This is a genomic window from Paenibacillus barengoltzii G22 (assembly GCF_000403375.2).
In the GTDB taxonomy this organism is placed as follows: Bacteria; Bacillota; Bacilli; order Paenibacillales; family Paenibacillaceae; genus Fontibacillus; species Fontibacillus barengoltzii.
Map to the genome: position 1 here is coordinate 463,915 of NZ_KE159654.1, position 24,946 is coordinate 488,860.

Annotated in this window: 22 protein-coding genes; 2 read left to right on the forward strand and 20 right to left on the reverse strand. The window is 50.7% G+C overall.

What is annotated here, in order from left to right:
* Window positions 1-498: 498 nt before the first annotated feature.
* Entirely contained in the window at window positions 499-1,626 is a 1,128-nt protein-coding gene (locus C812_RS16905) for an ROK family transcriptional regulator (RefSeq protein ID WP_016313874.1), read from the forward strand.
* Window positions 1,627-1,714: 88 nt separating this feature from the next.
* Here C812_RS16905 and C812_RS16910 read toward each other — a convergent pair whose 3' ends face one another.
* The 5 genes from C812_RS16910 to C812_RS16930 all read right to left on the reverse strand — a co-directional run bounded on the left by C812_RS16910 (window position 1,715) and on the right by C812_RS16930 (window position 7,438).
* The gene (locus C812_RS16910) at window positions 1,715-2,752 is read right to left on the reverse strand and encodes an NAD(P)-dependent alcohol dehydrogenase (RefSeq protein ID WP_016313875.1); all 1,038 of its coding nucleotides are present in this window, start codon (window positions 2,750-2,752) and stop codon (window positions 1,715-1,717) included.
* Between the two features lie 38 nt (window positions 2,753-2,790).
* Complete coding sequence (locus tag C812_RS16915; RefSeq protein ID WP_016313876.1) at window positions 2,791-3,789, reverse strand: sugar ABC transporter substrate-binding protein; 999 nt, start codon at window positions 3,787-3,789, stop codon at window positions 2,791-2,793.
* 43 nt (window positions 3,790-3,832) lie between these two features.
* Window positions 3,833-4,852: an ABC transporter permease gene (locus C812_RS22360; RefSeq protein ID WP_016313877.1), complete on the reverse strand. Its 1,020-nt coding sequence runs from the start codon at window positions 4,850-4,852 to the stop codon at window positions 3,833-3,835.
* Window positions 4,853-6,361 carry a sugar ABC transporter ATP-binding protein gene (locus C812_RS22365; protein ID WP_016313878.1) on the reverse strand — a complete coding sequence of 503 codons (1,509 nt, stop codon included), beginning with the start codon at window positions 6,359-6,361 and terminating at the stop codon, window positions 4,853-4,855.
* Window positions 6,362-6,601: 240 nt separating this feature from the next.
* Entirely contained in the window at window positions 6,602-7,438 is an 837-nt protein-coding gene (locus C812_RS16930) for a YitT family protein (protein WP_036625855.1), read from the reverse strand.
* A 382-nt stretch (window positions 7,439-7,820) separates the two neighbouring features.
* Here C812_RS16930 and C812_RS16935 point away from each other — a divergent pair, with 382 nt between their 5' ends.
* Window positions 7,821-10,883, forward strand: a complete 3,063-nt coding sequence (locus C812_RS16935; protein WP_016313880.1) for an endo-1,4-beta-xylanase — start codon at window positions 7,821-7,823, stop codon at window positions 10,881-10,883.
* A 55-nt stretch (window positions 10,884-10,938) separates the two neighbouring features.
* On the opposite strand, the gene C812_RS16940 is transcribed toward C812_RS16935, so the two are convergent.
* The 15 genes from C812_RS16940 to C812_RS17010 form a co-directional block, all read right to left on the reverse strand.
* Window positions 10,939-12,459 carry an ABC transporter substrate-binding protein gene (locus tag C812_RS16940; protein WP_016313881.1) on the reverse strand — a complete coding sequence of 507 codons (1,521 nt, stop codon included), beginning with the start codon at window positions 12,457-12,459 and terminating at the stop codon, window positions 10,939-10,941.
* Between the two features lie 27 nt (window positions 12,460-12,486).
* Window positions 12,487-13,248 carry a response regulator transcription factor gene (locus C812_RS16945; RefSeq protein ID WP_016313882.1) on the reverse strand — a complete coding sequence of 254 codons (762 nt, stop codon included), beginning with the start codon at window positions 13,246-13,248 and terminating at the stop codon, window positions 12,487-12,489.
* Window positions 13,249-13,255: 7 nt separating this feature from the next.
* Window positions 13,256-14,983, reverse strand: a complete 1,728-nt coding sequence (locus C812_RS16950; RefSeq protein ID WP_016313883.1) for a sensor histidine kinase — start codon at window positions 14,981-14,983, stop codon at window positions 13,256-13,258.
* A 134-nt stretch (window positions 14,984-15,117) separates the two neighbouring features.
* Window positions 15,118-16,632, reverse strand: a complete 1,515-nt coding sequence (locus C812_RS16955) for an ABC transporter substrate-binding protein (protein WP_016313884.1) — start codon at window positions 16,630-16,632, stop codon at window positions 15,118-15,120.
* Window positions 16,633-16,693: 61 nt separating this feature from the next.
* A complete protein-coding gene (locus C812_RS16960; RefSeq protein WP_016313885.1) occupies window positions 16,694-17,623 on the reverse strand; it encodes a carbohydrate ABC transporter permease in 930 nt (309 codons plus the stop codon).
* Between the two features lie 12 nt (window positions 17,624-17,635).
* Window positions 17,636-18,580, reverse strand: coding sequence for an ABC transporter permease (locus tag C812_RS16965; protein WP_016313886.1), 945 nt, complete (start codon window positions 18,578-18,580; stop codon window positions 17,636-17,638).
* 170 nt (window positions 18,581-18,750) lie between these two features.
* The gene (gene ahpF / locus C812_RS16970) at window positions 18,751-20,280 is read right to left on the reverse strand and encodes an alkyl hydroperoxide reductase subunit F (protein ID WP_016313887.1); all 1,530 of its coding nucleotides are present in this window, start codon (window positions 20,278-20,280) and stop codon (window positions 18,751-18,753) included.
* An 11-nt stretch (window positions 20,281-20,291) separates the two neighbouring features.
* Entirely contained in the window at window positions 20,292-20,855 is a 564-nt protein-coding gene (gene ahpC, locus C812_RS16975; protein WP_016313888.1) for an alkyl hydroperoxide reductase subunit C, read from the reverse strand.
* Between the two features lie 242 nt (window positions 20,856-21,097).
* The gene (locus C812_RS16980) at window positions 21,098-21,517 is read right to left on the reverse strand and encodes an HNH endonuclease (protein ID WP_016313889.1); all 420 of its coding nucleotides are present in this window, start codon (window positions 21,515-21,517) and stop codon (window positions 21,098-21,100) included.
* 124 nt (window positions 21,518-21,641) lie between these two features.
* The gene (locus tag C812_RS16985) at window positions 21,642-21,860 is read right to left on the reverse strand and encodes a hypothetical protein (RefSeq protein ID WP_016313890.1); all 219 of its coding nucleotides are present in this window, start codon (window positions 21,858-21,860) and stop codon (window positions 21,642-21,644) included.
* Between the two features lie 111 nt (window positions 21,861-21,971).
* The gene (gene mnhG / locus C812_RS16990; RefSeq protein ID WP_036625680.1) at window positions 21,972-22,385 is read right to left on the reverse strand and encodes a monovalent cation/H(+) antiporter subunit G; all 414 of its coding nucleotides are present in this window, start codon (window positions 22,383-22,385) and stop codon (window positions 21,972-21,974) included.
* Entirely contained in the window at window positions 22,369-22,650 is a 282-nt protein-coding gene (locus tag C812_RS16995; protein WP_016313892.1) for a Na(+)/H(+) antiporter subunit F1, read from the reverse strand. Before C812_RS16995 ends, mnhG begins: the two co-directional genes overlap by 17 nt.
* Window positions 22,647-23,126 carry a Na+/H+ antiporter subunit E gene (locus C812_RS17000; RefSeq protein WP_016313893.1) on the reverse strand — a complete coding sequence of 160 codons (480 nt, stop codon included), beginning with the start codon at window positions 23,124-23,126 and terminating at the stop codon, window positions 22,647-22,649. The genes C812_RS16995 and C812_RS17000 overlap by 4 nt, the downstream gene beginning before the upstream one ends.
* A gap of 13 nt (window positions 23,127-23,139) precedes the next feature.
* Window positions 23,140-24,615 carry a Na+/H+ antiporter subunit D gene (locus C812_RS17005; RefSeq protein ID WP_036625682.1) on the reverse strand — a complete coding sequence of 492 codons (1,476 nt, stop codon included), beginning with the start codon at window positions 24,613-24,615 and terminating at the stop codon, window positions 23,140-23,142.
* Complete coding sequence (locus tag C812_RS17010) at window positions 24,608-24,946, reverse strand: Na(+)/H(+) antiporter subunit C (RefSeq protein ID WP_016313895.1); 339 nt, start codon at window positions 24,944-24,946, stop codon at window positions 24,608-24,610. Before C812_RS17010 ends, C812_RS17005 begins: the two co-directional genes overlap by 8 nt.

The window sequence follows — 24,946 nt, forward strand, 5'->3', positions numbered from 1 at the left end:
TTATTTCAATCCACGCACCTACATGAGGTGCGACAGCACCCGAAATGAGCCCAGGCCCAGCAAGGCCCCAGAGGATCAAAAGTGCGAACCTTGTAAAATGGCTGTTTCAAGCATAGCAAAAAAGAGGTCAAAATGCTATCAGCCCGCACGGGGCGCGTGGTGCGAACCCCCCAGGAAAATCATGTTCGCTTGGGGTTCGCACCAAACTCCCGCAGTCATTGTGACTTTACTCGAAAATCATCCCAAAAGACTAATCCCTTAAAGCCACCCATTAGAAAAAAAGAATTTTATTATGACACACCAATAAGCAGCTTCCATCAGATGCTCACATCTTGTGGGAAGCCCCTACTATATGTGAATTATAGCATGACCCTCTGTCAGATAGGGCTCTTCGTTTTGCTCCTGCTATGACTTTATTAGTTTGCAAGATTTTACGGTTCCGTATAATATAAAGTAATTAATAAAAGACATTTATTAAAGTTGGTGAACCTGCTCGCTATGAAGACTCCACGCGCTAACAGCATTGAAGTTAAGAAGATCAATCGCAAAACGATCTACCAGTTCTTATATCGACACGACCCGATATCTATCCAGGAAATTGCCCATACCTTACAGCTCTCGCTGCCAACGGTGACGCAGAACCTGAAGGAACTCCAAGAGCGGGACCTCGTCATCGAAACCGGTCTATTTGAATCGACGGGCGGTCGAAAAGCCAAGGCCATCTCCTATAACCCCCTGGCCAAATATGCACTAGGACTAGACGTGACGCGCAATCATATTGGCATCGTTTTGATCGACTTGGGTGGTAACGTGATTCACCATGAACGCCGTACGTATCCGTTCATAAACCAACGTGCTTATTTCGAAGGAATTGGCCAACACGTGGAGCGATTTCTGGATGAATCCGGAGCCGACCGGGAGAAGCTGCTTGGCGTTGGCATTGCATTGCCGGCGATTTTATCTCATGGGAATGAGACGGTTCAATACGCCTCTGTCATCGACTTTCAAGGGGGCAGCGTCCGCAGCTTTGAGGAGTTCATTCCTTATCCTTGTGTGTTGATTAACGATGCCAATGCCGCAGGGATGGCCGAATTCTGGAATGAGGAAGGCATCGAGGACGTTGTTTATTTGTCCCTTAATAACAGTGTCGGCGGTTCCGTCATTATTGGCCACAGCACTTATCCTGGACAAAATCAGCGAAGCAGCGAATTCGGGCACATGACGATCGTGCCGGACGGACGAACCTGTTACTGCGGACAACGCGGCTGTGTCGATGCCTATTGTTCTGCGAAGATTTTGTCGGACAGTACAAATGGGAGCATGGCGGAGTTTTTCCGTTTACTCCGCGAGAAAGCCCCTGTGCAACAAGCGCTTTGGGAAGAATATCTCTCTTATTTAGCGATTACGATAAATAATCTAAGAATGCTGTACGACTGCAACGTCATTGTCGGAGGCTATGTAGGAGCCTATATGGACGAGCACCTCGACCAGCTTCAGGAGCTTCTGGCCCGCAGGAATACGTTTGAGCCGGATGGAACTTATTTGCAATGCTGCAAATATAAACTGGAAGCCACGGCTGTAGGCGCCGCCCTGCAGTTGGTGAAGCAATTCATCGAAGAGATTTAATGCGACCTTCGCGGGCCACAGCACAATGAAAAGGCGGACGCTCCCCTAGTGAATTAGGAAAGCGTCCGCTTTTCATTCGTATAAAAAGCTATAATTTTATCAATGCCTTCACGACCTCGTTCTTGTTCTCGATGACGAAGTCAAACGCCTGCTTACTGTCTTCAAATGCAAACTCGTGGGTAATCATCGGCTTCACATCAATCCGCCCTTCCGCCATCGCTCCAATGGCTGGAGGGAACAAGTTGCGGTAACGGAACACCGATTCAATCCGGGCTTCCTTCAACAGGATTTGCATGAAGTCATACTCGACGATATCCTTAGGCGGGAATCCTACAATCACGATGGATCCCCCCCGTTTGACGAGGTAAGGAGTCTGCTTCAATGTGATCTCGCTTCCTGCCGTTTCGATCACAACATCTACGCCCTGTCCTTCCGTGCATGCCGCGACGACAGCAACGACATCCTCCTGTTTGGCTTGGACGACCCGGGTAGCGCCCAACTTCTTCGCAAATTCCAGCCGGTTCTCGATCACATCAACCACAATCGTCTCCGAGGCTCCATAGGCTTGACAGGCCAGCAGCGACATAAGACCGATAGCCCCGGCACCCAAGATCACAACGCGGTCGCCTAGCTTTACATGCCCTTGGCTGGCAGCGTGTAATCCTACGGCTAGCGGTTCCACAAGTGCACCTTCACGTGTGCTGACCCCATCGGGAAGTTTGAAAGCCATATCCGCTGGATAAGCGATATAGTCGGTCAGACACCCGTCAATCGGCGGAGTGGCCAGAAAGCGCACATCCGGACACAAGTTGTATCTGCCGGTTTTGCAGAATTCGCATTTCCCGCAAGTGAGCCCTGGCTCCAGGGCAACTCGGTCGCCCACCTTCAAATGCCGGACTTCCGATCCGACCGCAGTGATGGTCCCCGCACATTCATGGCCGAGGATGAAATCCCCCTCAACCACGAAGCTGCCGATCCGTCCGCTTTCATAATAGTGAACATCGGAGCCGCAAATCCCTACGTATTCCAGTTTAACAAGCACCTCATGATCTTGCGGTACCGGGATATCTCTCGTCCGAAGCTCCATATCTCGTAGTCCAGTCATATAAGCAACTCGATTCAGCATGGTTCTCTCCTCCTAGTGAGTGTAAGTTATAGGGTACATCATTGAATTGCGCCGGCCTTCTTCAGCAACTCAATGTACTCGTCGACATTCTCTTTGTTAATGAGCGGATTGCCGATATCCGTATCGATTTGCTTCTCTTCACCGGTGAGTAGCTTATGGCTCGTATCCAGGAGCTTCTCTGCGAGTTCAAAGGCATTTTGCAGCGTTGTGGAAGTCATTTTCCCTTCTTTGATCAGAAGCACTGCCTCAGCCGTCCCATCCACACCGTAAACCAGCATATCTTTGTATTTCGGGTTATCCTTCACAACTTCAATGGCTCCGGCAGCCATATTGTCATTCATTGAGATGACGGCATCAATTTTGTCGTTAGCTTGCACCCAGTCTTCCATGTACCGCATGGCCTCATCCTTGTTCCAGTTCGCGATCTGCTCACCGACAATCTGCACATCAGGGCGTTTATCGAAGAACTCTGCCTGCCAGCTCTTGCGACGCTCATCGGCATGGAAATTGCCGGACGGACCTTGAAGGACCACGACTTTCGCGTTCTGCGGCACCTGTTCCACAGCAACCCGGGCATTCACGGCCGCTTGCTCATAAGGCTGAGCGTCTACAGATGAAGCCCCTTCGATCCCCGATATCCGAGCATTTGTCGTAATCGCAAATATCCCGGCCTGCACGACCTTCTCGACATAAGGGCGCTGGGCCTCACCATTGTTGGGCTGAACGATCACCAGTTCGTATTTGTTCGTGATCGCATTTTCGATTAACGAATTCTCTTTCTCGTCATTCGCTTCGCCGTCGAATACATCCAGCTTGATATCTTCATATTTCTCAGCCTCATCCTTAACCGCATTAGCCAGCCACGCTGCGAACGAATCGGATTGCGCCCGGGCAATATAGGCAACCTTATAAGTTTTACCGGATGTCTCGCCGCTGGAGGAAGCGTTGGATGGAGCTGCCCCATTGTTCGAGCTGCAGGCAGCCAAGATCAGAGCAAATAAGCAGACCATTCCCGTGGAAAATCTAATTTTTCTCACTTTGCATCCATCCTTTATCTTATATTTGATTTCCTTGGTACCATTAAACGGAAGTGTTTTTGGATTGCTTCTGCCGAATCGTCTGGCGGTTATCCTCCACACGGCCAAGCAGACTTCTTGTTTTCCGTTTCTTCGTTTGAATATCGTAAATAACCGCCAGGGCAATGATTGCGCCACGAATAATTTGCTGCATGTAGGAATTTACACCGCTGAGGTTCATGATGTTGTCCAGGAACCCTACAATAAAGGCCCCCACCAAGGTTCCGCCGGCTGTACCAACGCCTCCCGAGAAGCTGGTCCCCCCGATAATAGCGGCGGTTAGAGCGGTGAATTCATAGTTGACTGCACCATTGGGCAATCCTGCATTCACCCGCGCCATGAACAGCACCCCGGCAATTCCGACGAAAATACCATTGATGATAAATGCGGTGTATTTAATCTTGTGTACGTTAATTCCGGAGGCGACTGCCGCCTCTTCATTACCTCCCACAGCGTACACGGATCGACCAAATCGAGTATGGCTGAGCAAATACCAGGTCAGCACGCCAATTGCGGCTAGAAATAACACCGGAATCGGGATTCCCAGCAGCTTCCCTTGCCCAAGGACGACGAAGTCTCCCAGCTGGAGAATATTTTGACCTTTCGTATAGTGAAGGGCGACGCCCCGAGCCATGGCCATCATCGCCAAAGTTGCGATAAACGGCGGCGCCTTGAACGTACTGATCATCACTGCGTTGATTACGTTACATATGATGCCGGTCAATATGCCAACCAACACGGCCAGGAGCATGGAACCGGTCGACTTATAGGCAGATACAGCGAAAACCCCGGATAATGCCAGTACAGAGCCCGCGGACAGGTCCAACATACCGCAGATGATCAGGATCGTGGCACCAAATGCAAGTATGGTCGTCACCGCCAACTGAGTCGAAACGTTCGTTAAGTTCGTAACGGAGAGAAAGTTGGGATTCGCGAACGTACAGATCAGAAACAACACGAGCAGCACCAGGTAGATACTGTATTTCCGCTTGATTAATTGCCAGATATGAAGAGTGGCATCCATCTATTTCACCTCGCTGGTCATCATTCCAGTTGCATATCTCATAATGGTCTCCTGGGAAAAATCCTCGCGGCCGAGCTCCCCCGTCACCTGACCCTGCGCCATCACGTAAATGCGGTCACACATCCCGATCAATTCCGGCAGTTCGGAGGAAATCATAAGAATCGCTTTCCCCTGTTCGGCCAGTTCGCCGATCAGCTTGTAAATTTCATATTTCGCCCCGACATCGATCCCCCGGGTTGGTTCGTCCAAGATCAGAATATCCGGTTGGAGCAGCATCCACCTGCTAAGCAGTACCTTCTGTTGATTCCCGCCGCTGAGTGACGCAATGGGCGTTTCCAAAGAGGGGGTTTTCACTCTCATCTTGTCGAACATCCCCTTGACCAGCTCCTGCTCCCTCTTCGGACGGTGCCGTAACCCGTAGAACACCTGCCCCAATACGGACAACGTGGTATTCTCCCGTACGGAACGAACCGGAATAATTCCGTAGCGCCGTCGATCCTCCGACAGCATGACCATCCCTTTCTCTAAACTGCCTTGTACAGTGGGCTTGGTCACATCCTCATCCTTAATCCGGATCGTCCCGGAGGTTAACGGATCGAGACCAAACAGGGATCGCATCACCTCGGTCCGTCCCGCTCCCATCAGCCCCGCGAAACCAATGATTTCGCCTCTCCGTGCATAGAAGCTGACATCGCGAAATACCCCGTTGCGAGATAGTCCATCGACTCGGAGAATTTCCTCCCCGATCGCCGCCTTCACCTTCGGGTACGTATCCTTCAACTGACGTCCGACCATCAAGCTGATCACGGTCTCAATATCCAGCTCCTCCTTGGGTCTGCTGTCCACGACAGTCCCGTCACGGAACACGGTGATTTCATCGGCAATCTGAAAAATCTCGTCCAGCTTATGCGAGATGTAAATGATGCTGACGCCTCTGGCTTTGAGCTCACGAATCTTCGCAAACAGCCGGTCGACCTCCTTCTGCGTGATGGCCGATGTTGGTTCGTCCATAATGATGAGCTCCGCCTGGTTTGATACCGCTTTCATAATTTCCAGCATCTGAATGTCCGAAACCGTCAAGTCTTTGAGCAACGTCTTCGGGTCATACGGTAGCTGCTCCGCTTGCAGCAGTTGAAGGGTTTGACGGGTCACTTCTTTCCAGTTGACCTTCCCTAATCGATTGACCGGCAGCCTTCCCAGGAAGAGATTTTCCTCCACGGACATCTCCGCCACATAATTCAACTCCTGGAAGATCATCGATATCCCTAGTTGGCGCGCCTGCAGCGGACTGCTAATTTTCACAAGCTTCCCATCCAGATAAATCTCACCCGCATCCGGCTGGTATACGCCATTGATGATCTTCATTAACGTGGATTTCCCCGCTCCGTTCTCGCCGCAAAGAACATGCACCGTCCCCTTTTTGACGGAAAAATCGATCTTATTCAGCGCTTTGACCCCGGGAAATGACTTTTCAATTTGAGATACCCTAAGCTTGATGGGTTCTCCCATACTCTCCCTCCCTGCTTCATCAATTTTGCGGTTTCCCCACGTTCACTATCTCCTTCGTTCTTTTGAACTTCATTTTAAATAATACTTTTTTAAATGCTTTTAATAAAAGTATATTGATTATCTATTCGTTGTCAATACATCAAAATTGTGTTTTTAAGAAAAAAACCATCAGGGAGATTATCCTGACGGTTCGTTTTAGGGATATATTTCAACTACTATAAATATCTAACTATAATTCCCTCACTTCGAAATATCCAAAAACCCTTCTCCAAATACATCCCGCACATCGTGAATCGTCAGGAACGCAGAGGGGTCGATAGAGCGGACGATCTTTTTCAAGGTGGATACCTCTTGCTTGCTGATCACGATATAAAGGACCTCCTTCGGGTTCTTCGTATAGTAACCATGGCCTGAGAGGACAGTAACGCCTCGCTCCATTTCGGTGACAACCATTTCGGCGATGTCATCCTGCTTCTCGGAAATGATGGTGACGGCTTTCTTGGGATTGAGTCCCTCGATCATGAAGTCCATTACCTTCGTGCCTATATACAAGTTAATGATTGTCAGCATCAGCTTCTCTGGGCCAATGATGAAATAAGAAGAGAACGCCACGATCAAATCAAAAAACAACAGCGAGTAGCTGATATTCCAATCCAGATATTTATTGGCGATCCGGGCCAAAATGACGGTTCCCGCCGTTGTCCCGCCGACACGGACAATCAGACCGATACCAACACCTACAAATACGCCAGCGAATACCGCGTTAATGGTAGGCTCGTTTGAAGCGATCCGCCAGCTCTCCGTCAAATGCAGGAACAACGAGTTAAACGCCACCGCAATGATCGTATAGATCGTCGTCCGCCGATCCAGAAATTTGTACCCGACGATCAGCAGCACCCCGTTGATCACGATATTGACCAGCGACGGCGACCACTGGAACAGGTAGTACAAAATGATCGTGACCCCCGTGACGCCTCCCTCACCGAAGTCGTTCGGTATGATAAACAAATTGACTGCCAGCGCAAATAAAAAGGCCCCTACAATTAAGACCGCAATATCCGCGGCATACTTCCTCATCTTCATTCCAACTTCAAACCTCTCTCCACCATGTTTCTGCTTTCACAACCAGAACATCGTAGCGATTCGGATTTTGAAAGTCAAGATGACTTTAACAAGTTAGATCGTTAATACAGGGCTGGATTTACGCGTTAGGATGGTTAAGAGCAGTCAAACCCATGAGTGCCTAAATAGGGGCCATTTTCTAACCTCTGTGCTGAAGAAGACAGAACTCTTAAACGCACCTTCACCTTCTAAAATAACCAAGGAAAGTTCTTTAATTTCGAGAAAGCCGAAGCTCACAGCAGAATGGTATGATTTGTGGCAAGAAAGGAGGAGCCTTCTAATAAGAAAAAATGTAAGCGCTTAACAAAACTATTCCATGACAAAGGGGAGTGAGTCCATGAATCAAACGATGAAACGCGCCTTCATGCTGCTGATCGCCGCGATGTTGCTGCTGCCTGCAGGATGGCCAGTCAACGTAACGAAGGCTGAAACCGCAGCTTCGGACGACACGGTGACGGTGTATCATGAGGACTTCGCGAGTGGAATTGGTCAAGCGGTTCAATCGGGGGGCGCGGCCCTAACGTATGTCAGCGGCAAAGTGTTTACTGGGAATGAGGACGGAGGCGCCCTGTATGTCAGCAATCGGGTCAACAACTGGGACGCTGCTGATTTTCGGTTTAGCGACATGGGCCTCACGAACGGTAAGACCTATACGGCACACGTGACGATTTACGTAGACGCTGACGTTAGTTTGCCAGCCGGCGCGAAAGCCGCGCTTCAAACCGTGGACAGCTATGGCAATTATGCCGAGACCGACTATGTCGCAGGGCAAGCGGTGACGTTGACGAAGGAATTCACCGTAGATACGAGCGCGGATCGAGCGCTGCGCATTAACTCCAACGCCGCAGGCGCTGCGGTTCCTTATTACATTGGAGATATTCGCATCACAGAAGCAGACAGCTCCGGCGGCGGCGAACAACCGCCTCGAGACCCGGCCCTTCCTTTCACCACGATCACCTTTGAAGACCAGACCACCGGAGGCTTCACAGGCCGGGCGGGTACAGAAACGTTGACGGTAACGAACGAAGCGAATCATACACCGGGCGGTGCCTATGCGCTGAAGGTGGAAGGCCGCACCAACACCTGGCACGGGCCATCGCTGCGTGTTGAGAAGTACGTCGACCAAGGTGCAGAATACAAAATCTCAGCCTGGGTGAAGCTGATTGAGCCTGCCAGCTCGCAAATCCAGCTGTCCACGCAAATCGGTGATGGCAGCAGCGCCAATTACGTCCAACTCTCCTCCAAAACGATCAACACCGGGGACGATTGGGTTCAATTTGAAGGCACCTACCGTTATAACAGCGTAGGCGGCGAGTTTTTAACGATCTATGTGGAGAGTTCGAACAATGCCACCGCTTCTTTTTACATTGACGACATCCGTTTCGAGCCCACTGGATCCGGCCCGATCGAAATTCAGAAGGATCTCGTCCCGATCAAAACAGCATACCAAGACGACTTCTTGATCGGCAGCGCCATCTCGGCGGAGGATCTGGAAGGCGTACGTCTGGAGCTGCTTAACATGCACCACAATGTTGCTACCGCCGGTAATGCGATGAAGCCCGATGGCCTGCAGCCAACAAAAGGCAATTTCACCTTTACCGCAGCGGATGCCTTGGTGGATCAAGTTCTTGCCGAAGGCATGCAGATGCATGGCCACGTCTTAGTATGGCATCAGCAGTCACCAGCCTGGATGAACACAACAACGGATGCGCAAGGTAACACGGTGCCTTTAAGCCGGGCAGAAGCCTTGGCTAACCTGCGCACCCATATTCAAACCGTTATGGAGCATTTCGGCGACCGCGTGATTTCTTGGGACGTCGTGAATGAAGCGATGAACGATAACCCGGGGAACCCTAGCGATTGGCAAGCTTCCTTGCGGGAAACCCCATGGAAAACCGCGATCGGCGCAGATTACGTCGAGCAGGCCTTCCTCGCCGCCAGAGAAGTGCTCGACCAGCATCCGGAATGGAATATCAAGCTGTATTACAACGATTACAACGAGGACAACCAGAACAAAGCCCAGGCTATCTACCACATGGTCAAAGCGCTGAACGACAAATATGCACTGACCCATCCCGGCAAACTCCTCATCGATGGCATCGGCATGCAAGGTCACTATAATGTCAACACGAATCCGGAGAATGTGCGGCTCTCCTTGGAGCGCTTCATCTCCTTGGGCGTAGAAATCAGCATCACCGAGCTGGACATCCAAGCCGGCAGCAACTATGAGCTGTCGGAGAAGCTGGCTAATGCGCAGGGGTATTTGTACGCGCAGTTGATGCAGCTGTTCAAAGCCCATGCGGATCATATTGCACGCGTGACCTTCTGGGGATTGGATGACGGCACAAGCTGGCGCTCCTCGACCAACCCGTTGCTGTTCGACAAGAACCTGCAAGCCAAACCAGCCTATTACGGCGTAATTGACCCCGCCAAATTTATCGAAGAGCACCAACCGGACGTGTCGGAGGCGAATCAATCCACCGCCCTCTATGGCACACCTGCCGTAGACGGAGCCGTCGACGCGATTTGGAATCAAGCGCCGGCGATGCCGATCGAGCGGTACCAGACCGCTTGGCAAGGCGCAACCGGTACGGCCAAAGCGCTCTGGGACGACCACAACCTGTACGTCCTGATCCAGGTCAATGACGCGCAGTTGGATAAGAACAACCCCAACCCTTGGGAGCAAGACTCTGTCGAGGTGTTCCTGGACGAAAACAACGCCAAGACCTCGTTCTATCAAAGCGATGATGGACAATACCGCGTGAACTACGCCAATGAGACCAGCTTTAATCCGGAGTCCATCGCCGAAGGCTTCGTATCGGCAGTCCGGGTCAACGGGACAAACTATACGGTCGAAATGAAGATCCCGCTCAAAACTATCACCCCGGCGAACGATGTCAAAATCGGCTTTGACGCGCAGATCAACGATGCCAAAGACGGCGCGCGCCAAAGTGTAGCTGCCTGGAACGACACCACCGGCAACGGGTATCAGGACCCTTCCGTCTTCGGCGTGCTAACGCTGACAGGCAAAGGCCCTGTCGATACAACACCGCCGGTCTTGGAGCTGACCGTCAGCCCATCCGTCCTCTCCACGCCTAATCACAAGCTGGTTCCGATCAAGGTTACCTGGAAAGCCAGCGACGAAGGATCCGGCATTGATACGATCAAGCTGGTATCCATCACCAGCAACGAGAGCGATAACGGGGTGGGCGATGGCAACACGGCCAACGACATTCAAGGCGCAGACTATGGGACGGCGGATCAAGAGTTCTTGCTTCGAGCCGAACGTTCGGGCAATGGAAACGGAAGAATCTACACCATCACCTACGAAGCAACCGACAAGGCGGGCAATAAGACGACGGCTCAAGCCACAGTCAAAGTCCCGAAAGGGAAAAAATAATACCAAAAACGGCGGTGCCAGGATTCCAACTCCTTGCACCGCCGTTTTTTCAGACTCACTGTTGCTTCGAGGCGCTCCAGGCATCCAGCTGCTTCTGGATCTCGGCCCGAACCTCGTCCAGCCCCGCCTGCTTCAGCTCCTCATTAAACTTCGGCAGCTCCGTGTCGACGTCTACGCTGCCGGTCATGAGGCTGGGATAATATTTTTGCCATACCATCTTAATGTTCTGGATCTGGATCGGCATCATCGATAAATCTGGCGTAAACCCAAACGTGCTGGACTTCACGGCCCGGGCGTTCGAGGCGCGGAACTCCTCCCATTTGTTTAACGGCTCTGGATCGTCTCCGCCTCGCGTCTTCAGAATGAACCAGTTGCCTTGGGTATAGGTCACGCCCGTGTACCCCGGCAATGCGTCCGGGATCGGGTTACCGTCGGCATCCTTCCTTGGGATCAGCACGACTTGGCCGTTCTTGTCTATCGTGTAATGCACGCCTTCGATCCCATAGTTGAACAGGTTCCGCACCTCAGGATCGGTATTCAGCAGATTCAGGAACTTGATACATTCGACCGGGTACTTCGTATCGGCGCTCACTGCCATAACGCCTCCCCGCACATCCTCGGTCGTGACCACCTCGGTCGTCACGGGATGCGCCACCACTTTATAGCCGCGATCCTTACTCCAGCTATGATCGGACAAGGGTCCGCCGCTCGACGCCTTCCAGAACACCTTTTTGCCCCGCTCCAGCTCCTGGCTTTCCCGCAAAGCCGCATCCTCATTAATGTAGCCGGCCTGATAATAATGCCGCAGCGTATCCATCACCTGCCGGGCTTCCGCCGTTTCGAAGATGTTCACAACCTGAGGGGCCGGCTCTAGTGACCGAACCATCAGCGGGAGCTCCTTATCAATAACATACTCATAACCATGTAAAGCGAAGAAGTTATGGGAGTCTTTATCCAGCTCCATTGGCAGATATTCGGGTTCCTTCTGCTGGATCATCTGCAGCAACGGCTCCAGGGACTCCAACGTGTTGTACTTCGAAATATCGAGGTTATATTTGCTCACCAGCTCTTCCGGATACATCCATTGTTGGCGGACCGCGAGTTCCTTGTTGGTCGGCACCCCGTAGATCCCCCCGTCGTCCATGCGCACCCCTTCCCAAAAGATCGGGTCAATCACATCATACATATCCTTGCCCGTATTGGACAGATAGTCATCCAGCCGCAGCCAGGCCCCTCGTTTGACATATGTCGTGAACTCAGGGGCGTATGCGATGTCGAAGGGAGTTCCTGCCGATACCATGGCGTTCAGGCGGTTTTCGTATTCCTGCCATCCGACCTTGTTATAGCTGATCGTGATGCCGATTTTCTTGGCCAACACTTCATTGATTTTGGCATTCACCAACTCCAGATCCGGATCCGGCTCTCCAATCGTATAGTAGACCAGATTGACCATGTCCCCATGGGGCGCCGTAGCCCCTTTATCCGAAAATAGGGAACAACCCACGGCCAACAAGGCCAACAATCCGGCGACCACCGCGCATAGGGTCAGGTGTCTGAACCAAGAGGGCTGCTGCATAACATCCTCCTTTCCGCTACGAGGAGACTAGCTTTTTTTCCGAAGATCTGATGGGGACATGCCAAAGTATCCTTGAAACTGGGTATAAAAATAATTCAAATTCGGATACCCGACACTATGCGCAATACTGGAAATTTTCTCGTTGGTGGTCAGGATCTGTTCCTTCGCTTGCAGCATCCGGTAAGCCATCAAATACTCTGAAAACTTCATGCGGGTTTCCTTTAGAAACAGCTGCCCCAGGTACGTGCTGTTCATGCGAAACCGCTCAGCTACTGACTTCAGGGTAATGTTCTGGGCGTATTCCGCCTTCACCATCAGCAATATGCGGTTCGTGAGCTTGGACAGTTCCTCGTAAGGAATGCCCAGGATCGGGTCTATATTCAGATCTTGCTTGTGAATCCCGTCCAAGTCCCCGTTCAGGTCCTCCACAATGATCTTCTCAATCACCGTCTGCAGCTTGGAACGATCGACGGGCTTGAGCAGATAGTCCTTCACGCCGCAACGGATCGCCGCTTGGGCATATTCAAACTCGCTGTACCCGCTCATAATGATATATTGGGTTGGAAGACGCAGCTCATTGAGCTTTTGGATAATCTCATAACCGAGATCCGGGCCGATGCGTACGTCAAAGATAGCGATGTCCGGTATAATCTCCACAGATTTAGCGATCGCATCTTCCCTCGTTTCACACGTCTCGATCAGGTGGAAGCCGTACTCTTCCCAATTCAGGGTTCGCTTCATCCCCTCCAGAATCTGCGGTTCATCATCTACGATCAGAAGTTTGTACATCCTGCAGTCACCCCTTTGAGATGATTACGGTAATTTTGACTCCTGCTTCCTCATTATTCTCAATTTCCATCCGAAAAGCGTCCCCATAGAAAAAGCTCAGCCGAGTATACACATTCTTTAGCCCAATGCTCCGAACGGGGGCATCCTCTCTGCTGTCAAGACATCGTCTCACTTCCTCCAAGCGCGCTTCAGGTATACTTTTGCCATTATCCATAAATTCGAGAACGAAGCGCCCTTCCTCCTCCCAGCCATTCACGACGAGCAAATTAAATTCACTGCTCGGATTAAAGCCATGCACGAAGAAGTTCTCTGCCAGCGGCTGCATCCAAAATTTCACCGTGGATATGGCGAGCAGCGGCTCTTCCACATCAATTTGATAATAGAATCTTCCCGGATACTTGAGCTCCATGATGCTTAAAAATTTCTGCAGCAGCTCCAGCTCTTCGCCGATCGTAATAATATTATCTTTGTGGACGATATCGCGGTACAAGGAGCCTAGGGTCGCGATCGCATCCGCAGTATCCACGTCCTTGTGCAGCAACGCGGTAGAACGAATCGACTCCAGCGTATTATAGAGAAAATGCGGGTTGATCTGATGCTGAAGCGCTTTCATCTCGGTTTCCTGCTGCTTGAGCTTTAGCAAATATTCCGTACGGATATGTTTGTCCAGCTCATGAACCATATCGTCCAACTCCCGGGCAATCATCCCGTACTCGTTACGGCGATATCGGGCAGGAGAATTCGGTGTGAAATCCGCCGTTTTGACCCGTTTGATGGAATTGATAATATGCTTCAAAAATCTGGCGTCATCCCGCATGTTGTAGCTGATGAGCATCAGAACGCTGATCATGGCCAGCAAGACACTGCCAACGATGGTGGCTAGTATGCCCGCTTTCTCGCGCATCAGATGGGACAAGTCCACAAGCATGATCAAACGGTAATCAAACTTCGTGGAATGGAAGTTCATGAAGAAGACATTTTTTAATCCGCCAAGGGAAGAAAATCCGCTGTTGCGGGTCTCTTCAGCGGCGCGCAGAATCATCTCCTGCGTTCCGTGATCCATCCCGGTGATCATGTACACTTCACCCGTACCACTGACGGCAGCGGCGATATCCAATTTATAGCCAAGAATCTTTCGGAATAACGGTTCGCTGCCAATCAGGAAGCGAAATTCCCCAATTTGACGAGAGATCTGGTTCGGATCGGACAGCTTCTTCCGGTACACAAATCCTTTCTCCAAATTTTCGCGAAAAATCTCATCCGTATTCGGAACGCCAAACCGAAAGCTGACATTGCCGCTGTTGCTAAACCGCACGAGGTTGGCCCCGTTCTCGGTATGCAAACTGACTTGCGTGAGATCCCCCTTCATCGAGCTGTATAAGAAGGCCCTCATATCTTCAGGGAAGGAAACCAACGGCTCATTATACAAGCTGTATTCCAGTCTGCTCGTCAGATACCCTTCCGCCGTGTTTCCCAAGAAATATCGGACATCCGTCATCAAGCGGTCATTGGAATAGATCCGCTGCATATAAGCCTCAATACGATCGGTATCATACTGCAGTTCGCTCTCGACCCGGCCGAAGGCGCTGACCGCCTCGTTGCGAGCCCCCTCGATCCACTGATAGATGAGCACCGCGCAGGTCATAAGGCCTAGCACGAGACCGATGGCTACGACAAACACCGTATAGGCAATGAATTTGTTGCGATAGATTTTAATCTGCCAAAAGGAACCCACTCCCGCGCCTCCTTCACCGTTAGTCTTGCGGCGCTGATTCCATTGCCCTCATTCATTCCCATTATATCATCATATGGGAAAGCCCGAACGGGGAATCCTCCTCCGTCCGGGCTCACTCACTCGGGCTTTATTTCTTATTGAAAGAAGGCATCGATTTGCTCTTGAGCTGCCTTCATGATCGTATCCATCCCGGCTTTCTTAAGTTCTTCAACAATCTTCGGTACCATCTTCTCCGGATCGGATGCGCCCGTCAGCAACTCGTAACGGTATTTATCCCATGTTGCTTTTACGTTCGCCACTTCCGTCTGCAGGTTGGTTGTGTCGAGCGAGAAGCCCAGCAAGGTCGAAGCCGTTGCTTGTTCGTTCAGCTTTTGAACTTGTTGCCATTGATCTTCTGGAGCCCCTTTGGTTGTTGCCATGTTGAAGAATGTGCCTTGCGTATAAGCGGCCAGCGGCCAAGTATCGGAAATCCGTTCAACCACTTTCTCGCCATCTACTTTCACATAGTCCACGCCTTCTTCACCAAAGGCCAGCATGTTACGCAGCTTCGGATCCGTATTCACCAGCTCCAGGTATTTCAGAGCTTCCTTCTTATACTTCGAGTTCGCCGAGATTCCGTTGAGGGAACCTTGAATCGTAGCCGTCGTATAGAGCGGACCATAAACTTGCGTCATATCGTACTTTTCGACGCCTTCGTTAATTTGCCAAGTGATATCCGCGCCTGGGAAGCCTTGCGCACTGAAGAATGGACGGCCTTTGTCGGCTTCAGGCTTGGTTGGAGCATCTGGATTGATAATGCCATCCTTGTACCATTGGTGCAAAATCTTCAATTCATCCATGATATCTTGCTGTTCCAGTACGGATACGACCTGACGGGAAGCGTCGTCTACCTTCACGCCAACCGGAGGGAAGCCCAGTGCAAGATCATCGTACCGGTTGAAGAATCCGTTAAACCCATCGCCTTGCGTCAGTGGCAACGGATAGAAGCTCTTGCCTTCGCCTGCTTTCATATCGTGGAACGGTTTATCCAGATCCTTCAACGTCTTGATGTTGCTTAAGTCGATGCCGTATTTATCAACATATTTGTGGTCGAACACCCAGTATTGGGTCATCGAAGAATCCTTATAGGTTGGCACAGCATAGATTTTGCCGTCAACCTTCGTCCCATCCCATACTTTCTCTGGAATGAAGTTGTACAGCTCCGGCGTCTCACTTTGCACCAGCTCGGTGATGTCCGCCAATGCGCCCATCGTCACTTGCTGATTGTATTTGGAGACGTTGGTAAACAGAATGTCGAAAGGTTCACCCGTATTTACAATCGTATTGATTTTGGTGTCCCACTCGCCCCAGCTGGCTACCTTGATATCTACTTTGACGCCAATTTTCTCTGCGGTGTATTCATTCATCGCTTCGACGGCTTTCTCGAAGTTATCCGGAATTTGTCCGCCAATCGTCCACCACACCAAGGTCGGGATTTCCCCAGAACCTGTTGTTGTCGAGTTATCTGTAGAGGTGTTGGAAGAAGTGTCCGATGGCGTATTGCTGGACGACGAAGAATTGGAGTTTGAACCGCCGCCGCAAGCCGCAAGAACGGACAAGAAAAGCATCACAGCACATAGAGTAGAGATGAGCTTCAAAGACCTTTTCATAGATATATCCTCCCTTTGAATATATATTTCATAAACTGAGACAAGCTCAGCTTATTTCGCATTAGCCTTTGACCGCACCTACCGTCAACCCGGAAATGAAGTAGCGTTGGAAGAACGGATACGCAAAGGCGACAGGAAGCACGATGACGATAGCCACCGCCATCCGGGCCGATTCCTTAGGCATCGTGGCCACCAGCTCGGCGTAGCTGATCCCCAGGCTCGAGGCATTTCGAGCCAGTGCGTCAACGTTGCTCATCAAGTTATTCAGCAGCGCCTGCAAGGAATACAGGTCCTGATTGTTGATGTACAACATCGATTGGAACCAGTCATTCCAGTAACCAAAGCACAGGAACAAACCAATCGTAGCGATCACCGGCAACGAGATCGGCAGGATGATCGAGAAGAAGATCCGGAGCTGGCCGGCCCCGTCGATTTCCGCGGATTCAATTAACCCATCCGGGATCGTGCTTTTGAAGAACGTTTTACAGATGATGACGTTAAACGAGGAGACCGCCAGAGGCAGAATCAACGCCCATACCGTATCTTTCAAACCCAGCATATTCGCATTGATATAGTAGCTGGAGACCAAACCACCGTTAAACACCATCGGAATAAAAACGACCCAAGTCAGGAACCCCTTCAGCTTATAGTTCGGCCGGGACAGAACGTACCCCATTGAGGTGGTGAGCAGAATTCCCAGCACCGTTCCGACGATCGTAACGAAGACCGAGATCCCTAACGCCTGCAAAATGACCGTTCCTTGCTTGGCGATATACCCGTAAGCCTCTCCCGAGAACGCCGTTGGGATCAGGTGATACCCATTCTCCCGGATCGATTGCTCACTGGACAGCGAGATCGACAACACCACCAGCATCGGCACGACGCATATCAAAGCCAGGAAGAAGAAAAGGAGATGAAGGAGCACGTTCACCCCTTTACTTGGACGATTAAATCGGTCCAGGCCGTTTTCATACACCGTTCTTGCTGCCATATCTGCACCTCCTTAAATCATCGCGCTGTCAGGATCGATTTTGCGAACCGTCCAGTTCGCGGCCAGAATCATCAGACAGCCCAGAACCGACTGTACGAAGGCTGCTGCCGAGGCCATACCCACGGTTGCGGTTTTCAACTGCTTGTAAACCATAACATCAATGGTTGTGGTCACATTAAACAGGGAGTTGGAATCCCGCGGCACCTGGAAGAACAGCCCGAAATCGGTATAGAAAATGCGTCCCACCGCCAGGATGAACATCATGACGATGACCAACTTCATCAGGGGAAGCGTAATGAACCGGGTCTGTTGCCAAAGGGTGGCGCCGTCGATGACGGCCGCTTCGTAGTAAGTTTTATCGATACCCGCGATGGTCGCCAAATACACAACCATGCCGTAGCCGAGTCCCTTCCACACATTCATAAAAATCAAGAAGTAAGGCCAATATTGCGGTTCCATGTACCAGTTAATGGGATCTACTCCCCAACCGGCCAGCATTTGATTCAAAATCCCTTTATCGAAGCTCAAGAACGCCCAGCCCACAGCCGAGACGACAACCCAGGAGAGAAAGTACGGCAGGAACATCATCGTTTGATAAGCCTTGCCTGCCTTGCGGTTGTGAAGCATCCCGATCATCAATGCCAAGGCTACAGGGATCACAATTCCAAGAACGATAAAAATAATGTTGTAGCCGATCGTGTTTCGGATAATGATCCAGGCATCGTTGGACTTGAATAGGAACTCAAAGTTCTTGAGACCTGCCCATGGGCTCTTGAATACATTGCTCAGAAAACCGCCGGTGATTTTGAAGTTCTTGAAGGCAATGATGATACCGAACATCGGCAGGAAGCTGAACAAGATGTACCAGATTGTAGTTGGCAAAGCCAACAAGGTCAGCTCCGTGTCTTGCTTGCGCCAACGCGTCCGTAAGCGCTTTCCATTTAGCTTCGAGTCCATACGCGGTCACCTCTTTCCACTTCAGCTTGTTTTGTTCTGGATACCCTCATTTTATTGGAGAGATAGCGCTTTCATCCAGACAACAAACTTGAGACTATAGTCAAAAAACGTTAGATTTGCACACCAAAAAAGCCCGCTCAATGAGCGGGCTTTATCGATAACGCCATATTTTATTGATTGCGAATAAGGTAATCGAAAGCACCTAATGCTGCCGTCGCGCCAGATCCCATGGAAATGATGATTTGCTTGTAAGCCGTATTCGTGCAGTCGCCGGCGGCAAATACGCCTGGAATCGTTGTAGCTCCGCGGTTGTCGACGATGATCTCGCCCATCCGGGTGCGTTCCAGTGTGCCTTCCAGCCATTCGGTGTTCGGTACGAGACCGATTTGAACGAATACGCCTTCCAGCTCCAGATGCTTCTCTTCGCCGCTTTCCCGGTCGATGTAAGTCAGTCCGTTCACCTTGCTGTCGCCTGTGACTTCCTTCACTTGCGCGTTCTTAATAACAGTCGCATTTGGCAAGCTGTTCAGACGATCTTGCAGAACCGAGTCTGCTTTCAGCTCTGACATGTATTCAAGCACGGTTACATGCGATGCGATGCCCGCCAGGTCGATGGCTGCTTCTACGCCGGAGTTCCCTCCGCCAACAACAGCCACACGTTTGCCTGCGAACAGCGGACCGTCACAGTGCGGGCAATAAGCCACGCCTTTGTTCTTGAATTCCGCTTCGCCCGGTACATTCATGTTGCGCCAACGTGCCCCTGTGGAGATGATCACGGTCTTGCTCTTCAGCACAGCACCGTTCTCCAATTCCACTTCAACCAAGTCGTTCTTGCGAAGACTCTTGGCCCGTTGCGACGTCATGATGTCGATGTCATATTCCTTCGCATGTTCTTCCAAGCTTGCTGCGAGCTTCGGACCTTCGGTATATTTCGTACCGATCAAGTTCTCGATTCCCAAGGTGTCGTTGACTTGGCCGCCGAAGCGTTCTGCCACGATCCCGGTACGAATGCCTTTGCGTGCAGCATAAATCGCTGCGCTGGAGCCCGCAGGTCCGCCGCCGATGACAAGCACGTCGAAAGGTTCTTTGCCTTCAAACGCCGACGTATCCGAGGCACCCATTTTCGCCAAAATATCCTCAACGGACATCCGGCCATTGCCGAACAACTCGCCGTTCAAGAATACCGTTGGCACAGCCATAATCTCTTTGCTCTCGACCTCATCTTTATAAGCCGCACCGTCGATCATGGTGTGGGAAATGCCAGGATTGAGCACGCTCATCAGGTTCAACGCCTGAACGACGTCCGGGCAGTTGTGGCAGGACAAGCTCACATAGGTTTCAAAGCGGTATTCACCTTTAATCGCTTTGATTTGATCAATGATATTTTGCTCTACCTTAGGTGGTCTTCCGCTGACTTGCAACAAAGCCAGTACCAGGGAAGTAAACTCATGGCCCAGAGGAACACCGGCAAAGGTGATGCCGGTGTCTTCCCCCACGCGATTTACACTGAAGCTGGGGGTTCTGGGTAAACTCGTTTGCTCGACGGTAATTTTATCCGACATGGTGGACAACTCGTTCACGAGGTCCATCATATCGTTCGAAACCGCATCGGTTCCGGCACTGACTTTCAGCAGAACATTCCCTTCCAGAAGCTGAAGATATTGCTCTAATTGTTGTTTAATGTCTGCATCCAGTTTCATAGTGGGTCTCCTTAGATTTTGCCTACCAAGTCAAGGCTTGGTTTCAAAGTAGCGGCGCCCTCTTTCCATTTCGCCGGGCACACTTCACCTGGATGGTTGTGAACGTATTGAGCAGCTTTGATCTTGTCGATCAGCGTGCTTGCGTCACGTCCGATACCACCAGCGGTAATTTCAATCGCTTGGATCACGCCGTTCGGGTCGATAATAAAGGTAGCGCGGTCAGCTACGCCTTCTTCTTCGATCAATACATCGAAGTTACGGGAAATTGTGTGAGTTGGGTCACCAATCATAATGTAAGTAACCTTGCCGATCGCTTCGGAGCTGTCATGCCATGCTTTGTGCACGAAGTGGGAGTCCGTGGAAACGGAATATACTTCAACGCCAAGCTCCTTCAGAGTAGCGTATTGATCTTGCAAGTCTTCCAGCTCAGTTGGGCATACGAAAGTGAAGTCTGCTGGATAGAAGCAAACAACGCTCCATTTTCCTTTGAAATCTTCGTTGGTAACCTCGATGAATTTCCCGTTGTGATAGGCTTGAGCTTTAAAAGGCAATACTTCTTTTCCAATCAACGACATGATTTGAACTCTCCTTCTTATCTTTATTGTTTTCTTCTGGTTATTTATATTAATTATTATATGCTAATGATTCTCACTGTCAATTTAGTTCATCAAGTCTTCATAATTAATATACCCGGAATAGCCGAATCTAACCCCAGCCGACAGGCGCGTTCGCTCCCCTAGCGCCAATCGTTTTGATCGTACACTACTGATTTCCACCCAAGTGCCGGGAAATCCTTTCTTTCCGGTTATAGAATTATTTAATGAGATCTTGGTTTGATCTTTGAGCAGCCTAAAGCTATCAAAATATGAAAACCAAGCTTGAGGGGACGGGGAATGAAACCCATCTTCTCTCTAAAATACTCCCACGCCGGGCGATTCCCCCGTCTTGAGTTGCACTCGCCGCAGGAGGCAATAAGGTTGCGCGGCAGATCCGAACCGCCCTTGCTGGAGGGGATCAGATGATCCACCGTTGTTGCAGGCTGTCCGCACCACAGGCAGGTGTAACGGTCTCTTTTTAGGGCGACCTTCCGATATTTCCGGAACAGAAAAGGGTTGTATAACAACTGAATGGTCTGCTCATTAATCCAAACGGCACGCGATCGATTCACCTCCCGCCAAGCTCGGTCCAGGGTACAAGGAGTTAATTCCCGACCATCTGTATTCAGTACCGTAATCATCACCAGCTCCTCCTTAACGATAGGGTCTCTCCGACAGAGCCGGACATTCCCTCATCCCCTTGGAACTTCGTTCCATATAGAAAAAAGCACCCCTAAGGGTGCTAACTACAAAGCGATTATTCCATTAATCATCATCCGGCAAGCTCTCGACTGCCGTAAAGAAAACATCAAGCAGCTCCATCCCAAAATTCGTTCTGACGTATTCAGAGATCCGATCGAGCTCTTCCCGGCTGTCGTACTCCAGGCAGGGACGCCCTTCGCTCCACAACACCCGGCATGTAAATAAACTCCGAACCTTCTCAATGACCACGTCTTGATCTACGGGTCCCCGATGAACAGCCATACTACTTGCCCCTTTTTACCAATGTGATTCCTGCGGCCTGTGCCGCTTCATTATTATCTAAAATTTTAACGACTGTCATCTATGACAATCCTCACATGGGCGAATATCGGCTTAGGAAGTACTTTGAAGCACCGTCTCTTGCTCCACCGGCTCTACCTGATCTTCCCCCTCGAAATTCTCATCCTGCTGGTAGTATTCTCGAAGCTCATCCTGGGCAGTTTCCTCCGCTAACGGCACGCAGTGACGATAGGCGGCACGGCTGATGACATGGGCGGCCACCGGAGCCGTCAGAAAGACGAAGAAGATCCCCAAGATCAGGCGAATACTGAAATAGCCTTCGGCGATGATAAAATACAGCAAAGTGCCAACCATAGCGCACAGCACACCCAATGTAGAACTTTTCGATGCAGCATGAGACCTTGTGTACACATCCGGTAAACGCAAATTGCCAATCGCGCTAATCAAGCTGAAGACAGCCCCCGCGAGGATCAGAATCGCCCCTACAACTTCACCGCTTCCGCTCAATGACCGCACCCCTTTCCATAAACCGGGCAAACGCCACCGTTCCGATGAAGGATAAAATCCCAATCAGCAAGATAAGATCAAAGAACGCATGCGTATGCAGCAATACCGAGAATACCGCGATACTCGCAATTAAATTGATGCTGATGGAATCCAGCGCCATGATCCGATCCACACTGGACGGACCTTTGACGACGCGGTACAAGTTAGCTAAGATCGCCGCCAGTAACAGACATAACGCGATGATCAAGATCGTCTGAAAAATCATTTCCGGGTCACATCCTTTATCGCTTTCTCGAACACGGATTTGGACTTCAGTACCGAATCTTTGGACTCTGGCATATTCAGTCCGTGAATGTATAGTGTCTTCGCATCCGGGGTAATCTCCATCACAACGGAGCCCGGTGTCAGACAGATCAGCAAGGACAACAGGGTCACTTCCAAATCCCCTTCCAAATCCGTCTCCACCTTAAAGATCCCCGGCTTCACATCGACTTTGGGACGGAGCACGTGCTTCATCACCATCATCGACGAGATCACCAGTTCATAAATGAAGATCACAAATAGCTTGCCTACCGCTGCCAATGTAAAGAGGTAGAACGGCTTATTAAAGAAACGGCGGATGCAAAACAGGATAAACAACCCGGCGATGTAACCGCCAATAAAGTTGATAATGCTCGTTTCATCCTGCAGAAACATCCACAGATAAGCAATAAAGATGTTAAGCAGCACCTGAATGGGCATGGCTGTCCCCCCTTTAATCCATCACAGCATGGATATATCGATTTGGATCAAGCAATTCCTGTGCCGCCTGGGTCACATACCCCGCCACCCCTTCAGCACCAATCCCTAAGGCCAAGCTAGCAGCGGTCAACAGCGCGATCGGAAGGATAAGCCCCTTGGTCGTACCCTTCTCATCATCGACGCACAGAATGGTCTCCCCCCAGAAGACGCTCATGAACAATTTGATCATGGAATATAGAATCAACATACTGGCGGCCAGACCGATGCCCCCTAGCCAATAATCCCCAGACTCGAAGGTTCCTTGAATCGTAAACACTTTGCCGAGGAAGCCGCTGAGCGGGGGAATTCCGACCATCGATAATGCGGCGATCAGGAACATCCAACCTAATTGTGGGTGAAGTCGAATCAGACCACTGATGTTTTGTAACCTGCTGGTCCCCGTCAGATAGACCACCGTCCCGCCGATGAGAAAGATCAAGGCCTTGATCAGAATATCGTGCATCAAATAGTAGATAGAGCCCATCATGCCTTCCTCTGTCATCGAGACCAGACCAAGCAGGATAAACCCAACACTGATAATCACATTGTAGGTGAGGATTTGCTTCAAATCCCCGAAGCCTACCGCCCCAAGCCCTCCAAGAATCATCGTTACCGCCGCCAAGATTCCTATGGTCAAATGAGTGATCTGCGGCTCATGATAGAAGATGAGCGTAAACATCCGAAAGATGGCATAAATCCCCACCTTGGTGAGTAGCGCCGCAAAGATGGCCGCAATGGCGGTAGGCGGTACGCTATAGGAACCTGGCAACCAGAAGAAGAGCAACAACCCAGCCTTTAAGGCGAACACGATCAGGAACAGCAAGGCTACGGTGGTAATCAACCCGTCCTGACCAGCCTCAGCGATCCGGATCGACAAGTGGGCGAGGTTTAACGTGCCTGTCATCGAATATAAGTAGGCAACCCCCATTAGGAAGAACGCCGAAGCAATAATGTTCGTGAAAATGTACTTTAGCGCCTCACGAAACTGCCGCCGTGCTCCCCCCATCGTGATCAACACATACGACGCGACCAGAAATACTTCGAAGAAGACATATAAATTAAATAAGTCCCCTGTCAGAAAAGACCCGTTCACGCCGGCGATCAAGAACAAAAACAACGGATAAAAATAGAGCTTCTCCTGTTTCCGCCCGATCGACGGGAAGGCATACAGCAAACACCCGATCGAAACCACCGAGGTGGCAAGCAGCAGTAACGCGCTAAACATATCGCCAACGAAGCTAATGCCGTAAGGGGCTTCCCAACCGCCGAGCTGCAGCGTCTGAATCCCACCCGTCTTGATCTGATGAATGAGCAGGAGGGATACCGCACACGTCGCCAACAGAGCAAGCAAGCTAAGGATCCGCTGAAGCCGGAGGTTTTTGTGAAAAACAATGAGAAGCATCCCCATGATCAGGGGAATAATCACCGGACCAATCAACCAGTTATTCATGCTCATGTCCCCTTAATCGCTCCATGTCATCTGTCCCGAAATGCTGATAGGCCCGATAACATAAAACTAAAACTAGTGCCGTCACGGCAAAGTTAATGACGATGGCCGTCAAGATCAAAGCTTGAGGCATCGCATCTGTAAAACCGGCTTCCTTCTCGCCCAACAGGGGGGCGCTCCCCCGCTTCAGTCCGCCGGAGGTAAGCAGCAATAAATTCACCGCATGGCTCACAATCGACGCTCCCAACACGATGCGAAGCAATTGCTTGGATAAGATCAAATAGGTGCCGATCGATACGAATATCCCGACGAGTATAACGATGAGTGTCTCCAT

Bases quoted from the DNA above. Each gene is read 5' to 3' on its own strand.
- ahpF (WP_016313887.1), bottom strand. From the start codon at position 20,280: ATGAAACTGGATGCAGACATTAAACAACAATTAGAGCAATATCTTCAG.
- C812_RS17010 (WP_016313895.1), bottom strand. From the start codon at position 24,946: ATGGAGACACTCATCGTTATACTCGTCGGGATATTCGTATCGATCGGC.
- C812_RS16995 (WP_016313892.1), bottom strand. From the start codon at position 22,650: ATGATTTTTCAGACGATCTTGATCATCGCGTTATGTCTGTTACTGGCG.
- C812_RS16955 (WP_016313884.1), bottom strand. From the start codon at position 16,632: ATGAAAAGGTCTTTGAAGCTCATCTCTACTCTATGTGCTGTGATGCTT.
- C812_RS16960 (WP_016313885.1), bottom strand. From the start codon at position 17,623: ATGGCAGCAAGAACGGTGTATGAAAACGGCCTGGACCGATTTAATCGT.
- C812_RS22360 (WP_016313877.1), bottom strand. From the start codon at position 4,852: ATGGATGCCACTCTTCATATCTGGCAATTAATCAAGCGGAAATACAGT.
- C812_RS16910 (WP_016313875.1), bottom strand. From the start codon at position 2,752: ATGCTGAATCGAGTTGCTTATATGACTGGACTACGAGATATGGAGCTT.
- C812_RS16935 (WP_016313880.1), top strand. From the start codon at position 7,821: ATGAATCAAACGATGAAACGCGCCTTCATGCTGCTGATCGCCGCGATG.
- C812_RS16965 (WP_016313886.1), bottom strand. From the start codon at position 18,580: ATGGACTCGAAGCTAAATGGAAAGCGCTTACGGACGCGTTGGCGCAAG.
- C812_RS16905 (WP_016313874.1), top strand. From the start codon at position 499: ATGAAGACTCCACGCGCTAACAGCATTGAAGTTAAGAAGATCAATCGC.
- C812_RS16940 (WP_016313881.1), bottom strand. From the start codon at position 12,459: ATGCAGCAGCCCTCTTGGTTCAGACACCTGACCCTATGCGCGGTGGTC.
- C812_RS22365 (WP_016313878.1), bottom strand. From the start codon at position 6,361: ATGGGAGAACCCATCAAGCTTAGGGTATCTCAAATTGAAAAGTCATTT.
- C812_RS17005 (WP_036625682.1), bottom strand. From the start codon at position 24,615: ATGAATAACTGGTTGATTGGTCCGGTGATTATTCCCCTGATCATGGGG.
- C812_RS16980 (WP_016313889.1), bottom strand. From the start codon at position 21,517: ATGATTACGGTACTGAATACAGATGGTCGGGAATTAACTCCTTGTACC.
- C812_RS17000 (WP_016313893.1), bottom strand. From the start codon at position 23,126: ATGCCCATTCAGGTGCTGCTTAACATCTTTATTGCTTATCTGTGGATG.
- C812_RS16945 (WP_016313882.1), bottom strand. From the start codon at position 13,248: ATGTACAAACTTCTGATCGTAGATGATGAACCGCAGATTCTGGAGGGG.
- ahpC (WP_016313888.1), bottom strand. From the start codon at position 20,855: ATGTCGTTGATTGGAAAAGAAGTATTGCCTTTTAAAGCTCAAGCCTAT.
- C812_RS16930 (WP_036625855.1), bottom strand. From the start codon at position 7,438: ATGAGGAAGTATGCCGCGGATATTGCGGTCTTAATTGTAGGGGCCTTT.
- C812_RS16985 (WP_016313890.1), bottom strand. From the start codon at position 21,860: ATGGCTGTTCATCGGGGACCCGTAGATCAAGACGTGGTCATTGAGAAG.